Raw genomic sequence first — 14,388 nt, 5'->3', positions numbered from 1 at the left:
ATTCGAAATCAAACTAAGTTAAGTGAAAATAACTTAGGATTTCAACCTAACAGACAATAGTTAGTTTTGTATTTTTTCAAAACGAGGATAGATTAAATGCCAATATCTAAACAAATTCTAATCGAAGCAGTAAATAGATATAAAATAGAATTTGCAAAGCTATCACACAAAACTCAAGGTAAAACTAGGAATTTAGCTCAACACTCATTTATATGGGCGCTAAAAGATGGTGATTACCAAGCTTTAGGGGATGGTATTTGTGCAGGTTTAGCTATTAAATGGATAGAATATGATATTAAAAATATGGATTTTATTGAGAGCCTAGATAAGCATCGTATGGAGATTTATACTGTACTAGGTTCAAAAGACAAGACAACATTTGGCCAAGAGATCGTTAAATCACATTTGATGCAAAAGGATTTACAAAAAGCACTAACAGGCACTTGCACACTTACGGGAAAGGTAAAAAACTTCCAATACCCGTATAAGTCACTCAGTAAAGCTCTAACGAAAAATCATTATTATTATGTATCAAGTGGAAGTCATGCGACTGCCATTAAATCAAATGGTACAACGGTCGACTTTTACGATCCTAATGTTGGAGAAATCAAAGAACTACTCCCTCATCATCTACCGTCTTATTTCAAAGCTGCAAAAGAAGCAAGTAGACTCGCACAAGGGAAAAGTATAAAAGGCTACTCTTCCACCGTATATTCAGACCTAAAGATGGTTCAATTAAGTCCAAATTAAAAATGCTCACATTCACCAAGGTTTAGTGTTATTAACCAAAGATTCAGATCTTATTAGCGATAAAACCATGAAACCAAGCAGACTCTATTTCGCCCGCCTTTTTTAAAGAGCCTTACTGCCAAACCAGATGGCTCAACGATCTATGAATACTTCATTGTTAGAGAGCCCTCAAGTTAAGAACCAAAAAGCATTACGCATACTTGATGAAAGCTTGGCTTAACTGCTGAAAGAGCGAGTCTACGTTGGGTAGGGTTTTCAGATGAGCGTACAGCGGAGTATGAACCTGCGCATCCACCACGGTTGGGTTATCGCAAATTTGATTATAAAAATTTACGGGCGCAACGATGTTCTCTAAGTCGACGTCTAACAAGATACAAGCTTGCGAAAGTACGATTTGGCCGCCCCCTTGTTTAAGCAATACGCGCTGAGCAGTACCCACTACTTTTTGTTTATTGATATTGAGGTTGTAGTCGCCATCACAATAAGAGCCGGGGGTTGCGTGTACATCCACACCGATACCTAGCTCTTTAAAAAACAGGGTTAAGACGTCGCATAAATGTCGATAGGCTTTTTGGATGTTGTAGGCTTCATCACGAGGCCAATGGTAAATGTGCGACAGGTTAATGATCCCCGGCAGTTGGGGAACAGGAGCGCCACCGGTTTTTCGCGAGGTGAGTTGCCAGCCTTGTGCCGCAAGTTGCTTTCTAGACTCTACCGTCACTGGCCACTTTTTACCCGCAGGCAAAACGAGTGTTGGCGTTTTTGCTTGCCAAAGCATTAAGGCTTGTCCAATCTCACCCGCCTGTATTTGCTGTAATAATTCAGCTTCTTTTTGAAACGCACGATCAACATCAATGTGCGGGTAACGTACGAGTTTATTCGTTAACTTCAATGCACTTTTCCTCTACAGGTTGTGGAAACCTACCATTTAACGTTCTGGCATGGTTGATTATAGATAGATCTATATAAGATAGAAACGGCACCAAAATTTAGTTATGGCACTATAGTCGTTTGTTATTCCTCTGACTTACAGTAAACATCTGGATGCCAGATTTGCATCAGTATCTCTGGATTTTCAATAGGTTGGAAACCGTATTGTGCGTACAAACCATGCGCATCTCTTGTTGCTAATACGACACGCCTTAAACCTTGAAGATCCGGATGAGACACTATGTTTTCAACAAGCCACTTACTCAAACCTTTGCCTCGGTGATTTTCTACTATGAAGACATCAGCAAGGTAAGCAAACGTCGCTTTATCTGTTATCAGGCGAGCAAAGCCTACTTGAGAATCATGACTGTCATAGACACCAAAGCAAAAGGAATTTGAAATGGCTTTTTCTAAGGTGTGCTTTGGTATTCCAGACGCCCAGTAACTTCCTGAAATAAATTCATAAATCACCTCAAAGTCGAGGTGTTTTTTATCTGTGCTGATTCTGTATCCTTGCACCATTTTTCCTCCTTGAGGCATAACGCCTGCAATAAGGTGTTCCCCACCGAACTAGCAAAGTACACCGAACTCTGAACCAAAACCGCCGAGTGTAACGCAACACCTTAATCCTTATCTGTTAGCTAACTTCGTAAAATTCACACACATACCCTACAAACTCTCCCAAGTTGAGATCTAGAATGCCCCAATCTCGTTCGTCTAAAGGAGTTTCGTATAATGATGCTATCTGACGTAACGAGTTAGTCATGCTCAACCAAAGCATTGCATGGCGATGGGAAATTTGAAAAGCTACAGGCACGAGTTGTTCAAAAGTTGGAAGAACTTCATGAACTGATTGAACAAGCATATTTGCTTTTGCTGCATCCAAACGTTCATAACTTGCATCTGATTTAAACTTATCTATTACTTTTAAATGCTCATCGATGGGCTTGCAATGAACGATATGCTTGCTCCAATGAAACATAATTCCTAGATCACGCCGTTCATGAAAAAATGCTTCGAATACAAATGAAACAGCCTGTCCCAGCTCGTTTTTTAAGCTTTGCTTTTCTCGATATTCAGGAATGACCACAACTATGATGTAAAACATCAAACTGACTATGTAACCAACACTTAGGTTAAAAATTATCGAATTCCCATTTGTAAATTGATAGAAGGCTGGAGCTAGTGCCGTATCTTCAATTAAGGAAACCACACTTTCATCTGAGGATTTAAACAGCAAAAATGTCGATACTACCAACAGTACCCAAATTAATTTTCTTTCTATGTACTTCAAGGTTACCTCTTGTTAGCTAACGCCTTGCTAAATGGCTGATAACGAACACCTAAGCTAAAGCAACGCACCTTAAACACAAAGCCAATTGGAACTAAAACTGCCAAGCGTTAGCAGTCCGTCTTGAGCAATTTGTTGAACGAAGCCGCTGCGCGGCAGAGTAAAACGAGTGCAAGCCATACTCTTGTAACACCATCATCTTGATGGTCATTCACAGGAGTAACCCCATGAAGCCCGATGACTTAAAACGCTACAACACCCTTTATGAACAACACCTTACCAACCTAAAGCTGCAAGGTAAACGCCCTGCAACTATTGATGCCTATTCTCGTGCGGTTCGTCGGAACACCGATCATTACGATCAATTAGTTGATACATTAGACTCAACGTGGAGCATTACATGAGTACCTTTATTGAGCTGCTTCGCCAACATCACTCTGCGCTTAAGCGTCACTATTATGCGCAGATGAATGGCGATATGCATCGGGCTATTGGGGCGATGCTCCGTTGCAAAACAGAGCAACAAGGTCGCTCACAATGGTTCTGCAGTCACTGTCATCACGACGACCGATTACCGCTTTCTTTTGGTCACCGACACTGCCCTCAATGCCAACAACGCACCACTTCTGACTGGCTACAACGTCAACAGCAAAAGCAGTTACCTGTTCACTATTTCATGGTGACCTTCACTTTACCGTATCAACTAAAGGTCTTAGCAAGGCATCAACCTAAAGCGATATATAACGGTATGTTTAAGGTGGCGTCGGGGTATTAAAGGACTTTACCAACCGGCAGTCGCAAGGCAAATTGGGCTTTACCGCTGTGCTGCATACCCACAGTAGGCAACGAAACTTGCACCCACACCTGCACATTATTGTGGCGGCAGGCCAATACAACCCATCAACATAAGTTTAGCGGATGTTTGACAACCTGGGGGGAATCCATGTAGCCGCGTTAAGTAGTGAGCAACGCTACCACTGAACCCAACCATGCCACCTTAAACACAAAACCCAACGATGGAACGAAAAATGCCATGCGTTGGGAATCTGTCTTAAACGCTTTGTTATGTAATTTATTTCTTTGTACTAAACACGACTGCATCAGGGTCATGCTCGTCAGCCAATACTTCATCTTTCGTGCGGAATTGGATATTTGTCATTTTGATCATATTTTGGTTTGAAGGCTGCAGACCATTTTTCTTATCCATTATGGTATTTGTAATATAAAACTCTTTGAAATATTCAAACGAACTCTTGAACATTGCCATACTAGTATCGTTTTTTGGATTCATTTCATGAATGCGGCTTAATGACATAATCAATGATTCATCAGGGCTTAAACCCGCTGACTCAAGCTTTTCAAACATAGACTCCCAGTTTGAGCCAAAATGAACTTTATAATCCTGAGGTCTAGATTTTGAAATACCATGAATAACACTAACTCGTATTTCATTTTTATGATCTGAGTAGCCAAACTGTTTTTTGAGGCGATGAAAAATAGTATTGCCAACCTGATTATCACCAAATACAAACCCAAGTACAGGTGGAGATTGAAACGCAGGATCAACAATCGTCGACATTGCTTTCCAGCCAGCTTTATTCCATAAATCTAAATCAATGATCGTACTGATGAACATAGATTTACGCTCTTTCGGCTCTAATGGCTCAGGCTGGACTGTCTGAGTAGAAGACTCACCGAGAGCTGGACGAATTGACTTTGACAAACCAAGAATTCGATCTTTGAGCTTTAACTTGAACTGTTCTTCCGCTACACAATAATGCGTGTATGGCTGAAGTGGCAATGGAATATAGTCTAATGATGCTCGTTCAAAAACGATTGGTATAAACTTTGTGTTATTGGTATTTAGATTATAAAGTTGCTGTAAAATTAGGTTAGTTTCCCATTTCACACCACCGCCCTGAGTGCTGCCTGAGAAATCATTAGCGCGTTCATAGAATAATCGAGAGCAGACAACTAGGACAAAGTCAGCTTCTTGAACTTGCCTCATCATCCATTTTGGCCATCCCTCTGGTGGTGACTCTTCGTATTGGTCAATTTCAGAGTCAATTCCTTGGCTACGAAGATAGTTCGAGAATTGAAGAACAGAGTCAGACAGCTCTTCAGACTCATGGGCATAGCTAATAAAAACTTTCTTGGTCATAACCTTAACCACAACAATATAAAGGGAAAGAATATCATGTTAGAACAATGCCTTAAAGCAGGCTGAGCTGACAAATTACATAACGAATGACATGGATTCCCCCTACCGAGGGTCTGCCACACTTATGTGGTACTTAATTGCACCGGAGGCACCATGTCTGATTATTCTTATTTCTGCGGTATCGACCTAGCTAAAAACCACTTTAGCCTTCATGCCGTAGACCAAAATGGTAAAGTCTTACTTCATAAGTCAGTAACCCGCTCTAAACTACTGACTACAATAGCAAATATGCCACTCATGCGTATAGGCGTTGAAGCGTGTGGTGGCGCACATTATTGGGCAAGAACACTCAATAAACTCGGTCACGACACCCGCATTATGGCTGTTAAATACGTGGTTCCTTATCGAACTAAAGGGAAGAACGACCTTAATGATGCAGTCGCTATCTGCGAAGCTGTTCAGCGTCCATCGACTCGCTTTGTGCCCATAAAATCCCCCGAGCAACAAGCCATCCTATCGGTACATAGAATAAGAGAGCATTGGGTTCGTGAACGCACCGCGCTTATGAATCGCATGCGTGCCCTGCTTTCTGAATTCGGATTAATCATTCCTGTTGGTCGCTCTTCATTGATGAAACAGGTTCCCTTAATGCTCGAAGACGTAGAAAATGAACTGCCACACCTCGCAAGAACGGTGATAGCCGATGCTTATCACCACCTTGGAGAATTGAATCAACGTATCGCCGATACTGAACAAGTCTTCGACTCTTTTGCTAAGGTCAGCACTAATGTTCAACGAGTGATGAAAGTTCGGGGCATTGGACCGCAAACCGCTACTGCGATACTTGCTTCGATAGGTAACGGCTCTCAATTTGATAAAAGCCGTGATTTCTCTGCTTGGCTAGGACTCGTACCAAAACAATATTCGACGGGAGGAAAGCCACGCTTAGGTCGGATAACCAAACATGGCGATAAATACTTACGAACACTATTAGTTCATGGCGCAAGGACCGTAATTGCCAACCTTGGCGACAAGCAAGATAAGTTAAGTCAGTGGTGCAGAGGCGTTCTGGAACGAAGAGGAATGAACCGAGCAATAGTGGCACTTGCCGCGAAGAACGCACGAATTATATGGTCGCTTTTACACAATCAAACAGAATACGAAAACTATGCTGCTTAAGTAAAAAACTAAGCAGCATAAAGAGTTAAACCCACCGGGTCATTGCAGACGCTAATGATGGAGATAGGTTAAGACCACTTGCGGAGAGCCTGTTAATGCGGCGGACACACTAGATGTCATCTAACGAATAAGGCACCGCAGTCGCGCAAGTCATCAGAGCCACGACGTATGCGAATCGTCGATAAGTAGGCCGAATGTAGAGCGGCAGTCCAAAACCCATCAAAATAAGTTTAGCGGATGTTTGACAACCGGGGGAATCCATGTAGCCGCATTAAGGTGTGAGCAACGCAACCACGAAACCCAACCATACCACCGTAAACACCACACTCAAAGATGGAATGAAAAATGCCATGCGTTGGGAATCACTCTTAAATGCTTTGTTATATTTGTTTTCTCAGCTGATCTTTCTTATGTGGGTAAATCTTTACGGCTTCAGTTAATAATTCAGATACTTTACCTTGAATCTTAGATAAATAGTCAACCAGTTCTTCTTGCTTAGTGGTTAGGTAATTTTCTGTAACCTGATTGAGCAACTCAGGGTCAATAACCCCAGTCCCTTTAATTCGCTGTGATAGGCTTTCAGCTTGTAAAACCATAGTTAATCTGTCTAGTTCTTCATCACTAAAACGATCATGATGAATTACAGTATTTCTAATATTACGATATTCATTACAAAGTCTATTAACTGCTTTGAGTTTTGTGTCTAGCCCATATGCTTTTACATGGTCATTCGTGACCAAGGCATTATGCCCAATAGACTCATTACTCATTCCCAAATCTAATAGGCGATTTGTAAAAATTAGCACACGATCATAGATGGACTGAACACGAATTATGCTATTTTCAATTAATAACTCTATATAAGCACTCTTTTCCTGATCGTTGCCATAAGTGATTTGCTCTAAGTGCTGATATTCAAGTAATGATAAGGTAAGTAAAGCCTTATCTAGTGATGAGGACAAAGAAGATAGCGCCTTTCCTACAGAGACAATATATCGCTCTAAATCATTAGAGTAAGAAACAACGATTCCCTCTTCTACTCTGATTCCATCGTTTTTCATCAACGGACTTTCTTCATCCAAAAGGACTAAAGTTTCAATTTCGTGCACTGCACTCTCCTACAAATATAACGCCCAATTAAGTAGTGAGCAACGCTACCACCTACCTTAAACATTGTGCCGTAATCACTTAAGCTGATACAGACTAAAAATGCCGAGCGGTGCGAATCTGCTTGAATTGTTTGTTAAATGTTGACCATCAGCGCTTTAGGAGGCTTATACATTACAGACTTTCGAATGGACTTTTTAAAATTTTTTGCTTCAAGTGCTGTTTTATAAGCATCAAACAAGTGATCATTTATCCTTGGATCGAATACAATTTCATCAAAGAGTTCATGCGGGTCGATACTAAATTGATGGATGTCTAACTTACCTCCACCAGTATAGATTAAGCGAACCTCTCGCTCATGGTTAAACTCATTCCTTTTGTGCATTAATGATTCAGGTGTACCAGAACCACTTGTATTAAAAAGGTCTATATTCTGAAGAGTTTCAACAAGTGCTTTTTGAGTTTTAGCGTACTGCACTTCACCAATAAAGCATTGAATACGAGCGTATTGACCACTTTTCGATTGCAATGCTTCTAACAGTTTACGAATTGTCGTTTTAACTTTTGCACCTTGCTTATCATGGGAATATATTCTCCACATTGCGTCTGTTTCACTATGCAAAGTCCAGCATTGTCCATAAACAGATTCCCTCATAGGCACAAAATCTACGAGTTCACCTTCACTGGTTTTAGCGAAACCGTTTAGCAGCATATTCTCAAAAGGGTCATCCCATAGCTTTGGCTTAACAAGAGTTAACTTATTATCTGTAAAAATCTCTAATAGCCTGTCAATGGGCATAATCCTAAAAATCTCCCGGTCTAACTTATCTTCGGGAATATTCAACGTATCTCTATATGCCATTATTTCCACCTAGACATTTAACGCCCACATTAAGCGGACTAAAATGGTTGGCTATAATGTGGAGCGAAGCGGAACCTAGCCAACTGTTTTAGTTCCGTTTAAATTGACTTGTTATACGGTTTTCATATCGGTTTATACACTTTATAGTCCTCAAACTCCCAAGCCATATGTTTAGATAATTTGGAGCTAACCACATCCCAGTTTTCACCACTGCACTGCTTAAGAATTTCGTTAACTTTTAGAAGAACAGCATTCCAACTGTAACTATCTAACATAATGGTATTAGCTATCGGTTTTTTAGACTGAGCCATTTTAGTTGTTAAAACATTCAACTGAAAACTGTCTCCGCCTTTTTGATCAGGACCAATAACAAAGTTTACCCAAAAATCAACACGCCTTGGGTCATGAAATACCCATGAATCTATTGGATCATAATCTGTGCAATCAAAACTGATAATGATAGGTATCATGAATACTCCTTAACCGTATAACGCCCCACTAAGAGGCAAATGATAGTTGGTTATAATAGAGAGCGAAGCGAACAAAACCAACTGTTATTTGTCCTGCTTGAGTGGCTTGTTATACATCAAGATTGCACTACTGCATCAACTTCTATTTCGATTAGCCACTCTGGGTTAATAAATTTGCTTACCTCCATGACTGTATCGACAGGAAGAATATCTTTGAAATACTCTCACCTCAGCGACCTCTTTCCAGTTATCAATATTAGTAAGTAGCATACGAGTTCGAACAACATCATTGAGTGTGGCACCGGCCTCTTTAAGCGCAATCTCAATAGTTTTTATACATTGTCTTGCTTGAGCTGAAGCATCATTAACACCAACTGTATTTCCATTGTCATCAATAGGGGCGGTACCTCCAACAGAAATAAAATTACCAACTTTAACTGCTCGAGAAAAACCTAATTTAGAAGCATAGGGACTTGTACTCGGAACTAGAACACGGCTCATAACGACTCCTTGATGTATAACATTTTAATATCGTGCAAGCACGAATTCATCCGCTTAATATATCAAAAAGGTTGCTTATAACCAACTGAATGCTATGCATTTAATATAAAATCGGGTCTCAACATTCAGTGTGAAAACGTGCAAGCACATATTGCCGCCGATGTAACGCTCGTTATCATTCTTAACCATCCGCAAATGCCAATGTAAATCAACAACTTAATATCAATTTACTATTCAATTCGTGCTCATTCAGAGTTAAAAACCACTCTTTTTTAAGTCATTAATTATTCAACAAGCAATAAACTGTTTGTGTGTACAGTCTTTTGGAGGGGGATATATGGCGAGTCAATTCATGCAGGAAATTTGCGAACATATGACGATGCGGGGCTATAGTCGCAGGACAATCAAAGCCTACTGTTATTGGATTAAATACTACATTCATTTTCATAAAATGAAACACCCTGAACAGATGCATGCAACTGAAGTTGTTTCCTTTCTTTCTCATTTAGCTAATCAACAAAAAGTAGCCATCAATACTCAAAAGGTAGCGCTCAATGCCCTAGCCTATTTATACAATCAATTTATCAAACAGCCACTAGGAGATTTAGGGTTCAGCTATGCGACTCGGTCTCGAAAAATACCTAGCGTACTCAATCATGCCGAGTCTATTTCAGTGATCAATGCAATAGATCCTAAATATCAACTGTTTTTCCGCTTGTTATATGGTTCAGGTTTGAGAGTATCGGAATGCCTGAGACTTCGAGTGCAAGATATAGATCTAAAACAAGGTTCTATCACTGTCCACGATGGCAAAGGAAATAAAGATCGAGTAACAATTTTAAGCTTTTCACTCACTGAGGCTATTCAAGACAAAATTTCACAAGTTGCTGAGCAGCTTGCTAAAGATAACTTAAATGGGTTTGGGCCATCATTACCTCATCGATTAGGTAAAAAGTACCCTAGTGCCTATCGGCAGCTTGCTTGGATGTATCTATTCCCATCAAAATCCGTCACTCAACACCCAGAGTCGGGGATCGTATGCCGACACCACCTGCATGATTCGGTACTCCGAAAAACGCTGAAGAAAGCGACTAGCTTTAATAAATTGCGCCACAAGCGAGTTAGTTGTCATACTTTCAGGCACAGTTTTGCTACGCAACTTCTAAAGTCAGGATCCGATATCAGAACCGTTCAAGAGCTACTGGGGCACAGTGATGTTAAGACAACTCAAATATACACTCACGTTATTGGGCAACACTTTAGTGGCACGATCAGCCCGCTAGACGGCCTATAACGAAACTCCCTCATCGATAGCTGAACCTTGTCTTGATGGCTTCTGTCTGAGAAAATTGTCTGATATGGTGGCGGCAGAACTTCAGCAATTGTTTAGATAGTATTGAATATGAAAACACTAACCATACTTGATGGTGGCATGGGCCGAGAACTCAAAGAAATCGGCGCGCCATTTTCTCAACCGCTTTGGAGTGCTCAAGCGCTGATTGAAGCACCCGACTTTGTTAGCCAAGCTCATCAAAACTTTGTCGATGCAGGTGCTGAAATCCTGATCACCAATAGCTACGCGTGTGTGCCTTTTCATTTGGGTGAAGAGCTGTTCGAGCAACGAGGTTTTGAGCTCGCAGCGCTATCTGGTGAGCTAGCTAAAGCAGTTGCTGACAATGCTTCTCACACCGTGAAAGTGGCGGGCGCGATTCCACCACCATTTGGCAGCTACCGACCAGACTTGTTTAAGGTTGAAGAGGCAGCGCCAATCATTCAAACGCTTTACGATGCCCAAGACCCGAACATCGACCTTTGGATAGCAGAAACCATCTGTAGCCTGCAAGAATTCGAATCCATTCATGCGGTTCTTAAGCTGTCAGATAAACCTTGTTACTACGCATTCAGTTTGGAAGACACCAAAGGCGACTCTGCCAATATTCGTTCTGGCGAAAGCGTAACAGACGCCATCAAACTTGCCTGCCAATCAAACGCGACAGGCATAATGTTTAACTGCTCAGTGCCTGAAGTGATGGATCAAGCCATTATCGATACTAAGAAAGTGATTGGTGAACTAGGTAGTGATTTAGAAATTGGTGTCTACGCCAACAACTTTGCACCTATCAGCAGCGAACATGAAGCTAATGACATGCTTCAAGAGATACGTGAACTGGATGGCCAAGGTTATTTAGTTTACGCAAAACGCTGGCACACGCTGGGAGCGAATATTATCGGTGGTTGTTGCGGTATTGGACCAAAACACATTCAAGCCCTAGCCGATTGGAAACGCTCCACACAGAGCTGATCCAGATCTTCAACTAGAATAAAATAAATAGAGAACAGGTTGAGAAATCTGTTCTCTATTTGTATGTCGCGTCTCTAAGTACACTGATACAAAACAACGATTTGGAGCAACTGATGAGCGACACGCAACGTAAAATTAAATGGGGTATCGCAGGGCTAGGCAATATCGCCAATCGATTCGCAACAGCTGTCACAGAGCACTGCCTGCGTGGTGAGCTGTATGCCGTTGCCGCAAGAGATCACTCCCGCGCAGCGACGTTCGCCAACAAGTTTGGTTGCCACAAGGCTTACGGCTCTTATGAAAAAATGGCGCATGACCCAAGTGTTGAAGCGGTTTACATCGCTACGGTTCATCCTTACCACAAGCCTTTAGCCGAACTATTTCTAAAGAACAATAAGCACGTATTGGTCGAGAAGCCAGCTTTCACCAATCTTGGTGATTGGCTGGAGATGAAAGCTCTCGCAAATCAAAATGGTGTGATGTTGCTAGAAGCAATGAAAACAGTGGTGTTTCCCGCGTATCGTGAGCTCCAATCATTCTTGATCGACAACAACATTCAGATAGATTCCATCGAAGCCAGCTTTGGTAACCATCACGACTATGAGCCCGATTTGTTTATCTTCAATCCGGATTTGTCAGGCGGAGCAACGCTTGATGTTGGGGTCTATGGGCTTTGGTTCTTTTACGATCTGTGCAGAACACTGGGTGTGACCCCTTCAAAACCTCAGGTAAAGATGTCGTGTCTTTATGAGGGGGCGAATGTTGATACCGATGCATGCTTTACATTCTCTGGTGATATGAACGGAAAAATATCGGCATCAACGGTGCAGAACCTTCCCCGATCAGCACACTTGAGTGGGCCTGATACCAAGATCACCATTCACGAAAAATGGTGGAATCCGGCCTTTATTGAGATTGAACATCAAGGCAACAAGTCGACTATTAACTACCGAGTGACAGGGAATGGATTCGAGTTTGAAATCGACCATTTTTCAGAGTTAGTCCTTCAAGGAAAAACTGAATCGGATATCCTAAACTCAGAGATAACCTCTCGAGTTCTCGATACGATGGAAAAAGCACTGATTAACTCTGGCTATCCACATTTAACTCGACCTAGTCGTTAGGAAAAGCAAATTGGGCAACCTTAAGCGTAAGCTTGAACTGTATGAAAAGATATTTCAGGCTTTTGGGCCTGGAGTATCACACTGTCAGGTCAACCAACTGGCCACACTGCTGCACGTGAGTGAGCGTCACGTTCAAACCTTACTCAAAGCGATGACAACACAAGGTTGGATTAATTGGCAAGCTAGCTCAGGCCGTAGCAAGAAAGCACAACTCACGTGTCTGATTGAGCCCATTGAGGCGTGTTACCAATACGCGCAAACCCAAGCCGATGCGGGTAATATAGAACAGGTGTTTAGCACCTTAAGCTTCAACGACCGCAATGCTGGCGCTGAGTTGCAAGCCTTTCTAAGCAATACCAATCTGTCGGCGCAGAATATCGCGTACATCCCCTTTCACCGAAAACTCGAGGCTCTTCACCCTCCACGTGTACTTAGGCGCACCGAACGTTTCTTAGTGATGCAAATTTGCCAACGCTTAACCTCAGTTAAGCACGGCAAACTCAGCGGCGATCTGGCTTATCATTGGCAGCCAAATGAAGATGCGACACAGTGGCACTTTCAAATACGCAATGGCGTTCGCTTTCATAACGGTCGAACACTCGAACCTCAAGACATAGCGCGCAACCTTAACTCACTCTGCCAAAGCAAAATATGGCGTCGCTGTTATCAGCATATTGATGAGGTCTCTGTCTCCGCAGGTAATGTGGTTGTCGTAAAATTGAATCAACCTGATTGGCATTTACCGCGCTTACTTTCCAGAGTTGAAGCCTCCGTATTTGATCCCTCATCACCGACTGATAGGTTGATTGGTTCTGGCGCGTTCTCATTAGACATCTTCTCAAGCAAGATGTTGAGATTAAGCCGTAATTGCGCGTATTCACATAGCGCGCCCATTCTCAATCGAGTCGAGTTGTGGGTCTATCCAGAATGGGCACAGAGCAAAGCCTGCGCTCAAAATCAGGTGTGCGTGAAACTGCCCGAAAAGACGACCACCGTGCGGGGCGATGACCATTCTTCTCAACCGGATTTCGGCTCAACGTTTTTCAAAATTCAAAACCCAGCGTTGATCAAAACAGATCGTGAGTTCACCGTTGAAGACACCTCTGAATGCCAAACCCTTTTCGAGCAGTTGTCTAAGTCTGGCGACCACAAAACCAACGTGGAATATGGACACTACCTAACTACCAAAGACGTCGCGCTATGCAGCATTATTGATGAGAACGACACCTTCACTTCGTGGTTAAGCTTTTTCACTCGCTTCCCGTTTGAGGACTTAGCACTGCCAGCTGAGATGCTAAAGAAAATCGAACAAGGCTTAGCCTCAATAAGAAACCAGCCAAACTTTGAGTTAGCGATGAATGCACTATTGGCGCTTCGACATTGTTTGAATGACTCTGGGGTTATGGTTGAGCTCAAGCATGAGGCATTCAACTTAGAGGTTTCTGAAAAGATACACGGCGCACAAGTAAATGGTTTTGGTTGGTGTGAGCTCGATGAATTATGGACCAACCATTTGTGATTTATGGCTAGACAAGTTTGCTAGCCTTACCTACTTTCACATAATAGAGCTTAGCCGACGATCGCATAGCTGTGACTTGAATCTGAGCCACTACCAATACGCTCTGCAGAGACTGGTTGTATTACCGCGACAATATGATCTTTCTTCTAGAGAAAAACCTAAAAACCTGCTTCGGTCAAAAAGCAGGATTGT

Annotated in this window: 14 protein-coding genes and 2 pseudogenes; 8 read left to right on the top strand and 8 right to left on the bottom strand. The window is 42.0% G+C overall.

The genetic code is table 11. The features are described 5' to 3' along the window. The first annotated feature begins 96 nt into the window (after nucleotides 1-96). A complete protein-coding gene (locus Q5H80_RS14805; protein ID WP_304570194.1) occupies nucleotides 97-750 on the top strand; it encodes a YopT-type cysteine protease domain-containing protein in 654 nt (217 codons plus the stop codon). A gap of 190 nt (nucleotides 751-940) precedes the next feature. On the opposite strand, the gene Q5H80_RS14800 is transcribed toward Q5H80_RS14805, so the two are convergent. From Q5H80_RS14800 to Q5H80_RS14790, 3 genes are all read right to left on the bottom strand, one after another. Further along, nucleotides 941-1,642: a lipoate--protein ligase gene (locus Q5H80_RS14800; protein ID WP_304570193.1), complete on the bottom strand. Its 702-nt coding sequence runs from the start codon at nucleotides 1,640-1,642 to the stop codon at nucleotides 941-943. Between the two features lie 122 nt (nucleotides 1,643-1,764). Then, complete coding sequence (locus tag Q5H80_RS14795; protein ID WP_304570746.1) at nucleotides 1,765-2,199, bottom strand: GNAT family N-acetyltransferase; 435 nt, start codon at nucleotides 2,197-2,199, stop codon at nucleotides 1,765-1,767. Nucleotides 2,200-2,317: 118 nt separating this feature from the next. Beyond that, nucleotides 2,318-2,974, bottom strand: a complete 657-nt coding sequence (locus Q5H80_RS14790) for a hypothetical protein (protein WP_304570192.1) — start codon at nucleotides 2,972-2,974, stop codon at nucleotides 2,318-2,320. 224 nt (nucleotides 2,975-3,198) lie between these two features. Between Q5H80_RS14790 and Q5H80_RS14785 the strand changes: the two are divergent. Both Q5H80_RS14785 and Q5H80_RS14780 read left to right on the top strand, forming a co-directional pair. Next, nucleotides 3,199-3,360, top strand: a pseudogene (locus Q5H80_RS14785) (integrase); the annotation flags it as partial. Between the two features lie 11 nt (nucleotides 3,361-3,371). Continuing rightward, a pseudogene (locus Q5H80_RS14780) lies at nucleotides 3,372-3,874 on the top strand (transposase zinc-binding domain-containing protein); the annotation flags it as partial. A 169-nt stretch (nucleotides 3,875-4,043) separates the two neighbouring features. Here Q5H80_RS14780 and Q5H80_RS14775 read toward each other — a convergent pair. Continuing rightward, nucleotides 4,044-5,132, bottom strand: a complete 1,089-nt coding sequence (locus Q5H80_RS14775) for an SEFIR domain-containing protein (RefSeq protein ID WP_304570191.1) — start codon at nucleotides 5,130-5,132, stop codon at nucleotides 4,044-4,046. Nucleotides 5,133-5,285: 153 nt separating this feature from the next. On the opposite strand from Q5H80_RS14775, the gene Q5H80_RS14770 reads away from it, so the two are divergent. Next, a complete protein-coding gene (locus Q5H80_RS14770) occupies nucleotides 5,286-6,311 on the top strand; it encodes an IS110 family transposase (protein ID WP_304570190.1) in 1,026 nt (341 codons plus the stop codon). A 380-nt stretch (nucleotides 6,312-6,691) separates the two neighbouring features. Here Q5H80_RS14770 and Q5H80_RS14765 read toward each other — a convergent pair whose 3' ends face one another. From Q5H80_RS14765 to Q5H80_RS14750, 4 genes are all read right to left on the bottom strand, one after another. Then, a complete protein-coding gene (locus Q5H80_RS14765; protein ID WP_304570189.1) occupies nucleotides 6,692-7,420 on the bottom strand; it encodes a Cthe_2314 family HEPN domain-containing protein in 729 nt (242 codons plus the stop codon). Nucleotides 7,421-7,554: 134 nt separating this feature from the next. Continuing rightward, entirely contained in the window at nucleotides 7,555-8,280 is a 726-nt protein-coding gene (locus tag Q5H80_RS14760) for a DUF2971 domain-containing protein (RefSeq protein ID WP_304570188.1), read from the bottom strand. A gap of 122 nt (nucleotides 8,281-8,402) precedes the next feature. After that, nucleotides 8,403-8,750, bottom strand: coding sequence for an Imm8 family immunity protein (locus Q5H80_RS14755; RefSeq protein WP_304570187.1), 348 nt, complete (start codon nucleotides 8,748-8,750; stop codon nucleotides 8,403-8,405). A 165-nt stretch (nucleotides 8,751-8,915) separates the two neighbouring features. After that, a complete protein-coding gene (locus Q5H80_RS14750) occupies nucleotides 8,916-9,251 on the bottom strand; it encodes a Rid family hydrolase (RefSeq protein ID WP_304570186.1) in 336 nt (111 codons plus the stop codon). 337 nt (nucleotides 9,252-9,588) lie between these two features. Here Q5H80_RS14750 and Q5H80_RS14745 point away from each other — a divergent pair, with 337 nt between their 5' ends. The 4 genes from Q5H80_RS14745 to Q5H80_RS14730 all read left to right on the top strand — a co-directional run bounded on the left by Q5H80_RS14745 (nucleotide 9,589) and on the right by Q5H80_RS14730 (nucleotide 14,196). Next, nucleotides 9,589-10,545: an integron integrase gene (locus tag Q5H80_RS14745; protein ID WP_304570185.1), complete on the top strand. Its 957-nt coding sequence runs from the start codon at nucleotides 9,589-9,591 to the stop codon at nucleotides 10,543-10,545. A 108-nt stretch (nucleotides 10,546-10,653) separates the two neighbouring features. Then, nucleotides 10,654-11,553 carry a homocysteine S-methyltransferase family protein gene (locus Q5H80_RS14740; protein ID WP_304570184.1) on the top strand — a complete coding sequence of 300 codons (900 nt, stop codon included), beginning with the start codon at nucleotides 10,654-10,656 and terminating at the stop codon, nucleotides 11,551-11,553. 113 nt (nucleotides 11,554-11,666) lie between these two features. Next, complete coding sequence (locus Q5H80_RS14735) at nucleotides 11,667-12,677, top strand: Gfo/Idh/MocA family protein (protein WP_304570183.1); 1,011 nt, start codon at nucleotides 11,667-11,669, stop codon at nucleotides 12,675-12,677. Between the two features lie 10 nt (nucleotides 12,678-12,687). Continuing rightward, nucleotides 12,688-14,196 (top strand): SgrR family transcriptional regulator, encoded by a 1,509-nt coding sequence (locus Q5H80_RS14730; protein ID WP_304570182.1) that lies wholly within the window; start codon nucleotides 12,688-12,690, stop codon nucleotides 14,194-14,196. Nucleotides 14,197-14,388 lie beyond the last annotated feature (192 nt).

It is taken from the genome of Vibrio sp. SNU_ST1, assembly GCF_030563405.1.
In the GTDB taxonomy this organism is placed as follows: Bacteria; Pseudomonadota; Gammaproteobacteria; order Enterobacterales; family Vibrionaceae; genus Vibrio.
The sequence above is the reverse complement of the archived record's forward strand: the minus strand, read 5'-3'. Positions and strand labels throughout refer to the sequence as shown.

Coding starts and splice junctions, on each gene's coding strand:
- Q5H80_RS14805 (WP_304570194.1), top strand. CDS start 97: ATGCCAATATCTAAACAAATTCTAATCGAAGCAGTAAATAGATATAAA.
- Q5H80_RS14775 (WP_304570191.1), bottom strand. CDS start 5,132: ATGACCAAGAAAGTTTTTATTAGCTATGCCCATGAGTCTGAAGAGCTG.
- Q5H80_RS14770 (WP_304570190.1), top strand. CDS start 5,286: ATGTCTGATTATTCTTATTTCTGCGGTATCGACCTAGCTAAAAACCAC.
- Q5H80_RS14760 (WP_304570188.1), bottom strand. CDS start 8,280: ATGGCATATAGAGATACGTTGAATATTCCCGAAGATAAGTTAGACCGG.
- Q5H80_RS14755 (WP_304570187.1), bottom strand. CDS start 8,750: ATGATACCTATCATTATCAGTTTTGATTGCACAGATTATGATCCAATA.
- Q5H80_RS14750 (WP_304570186.1), bottom strand. CDS start 9,251: ATGAGCCGTGTTCTAGTTCCGAGTACAAGTCCCTATGCTTCTAAATTA.
- Q5H80_RS14745 (WP_304570185.1), top strand. CDS start 9,589: ATGGCGAGTCAATTCATGCAGGAAATTTGCGAACATATGACGATGCGG.
- Q5H80_RS14740 (WP_304570184.1), top strand. CDS start 10,654: ATGAAAACACTAACCATACTTGATGGTGGCATGGGCCGAGAACTCAAA.
- Q5H80_RS14735 (WP_304570183.1), top strand. CDS start 11,667: ATGAGCGACACGCAACGTAAAATTAAATGGGGTATCGCAGGGCTAGGC.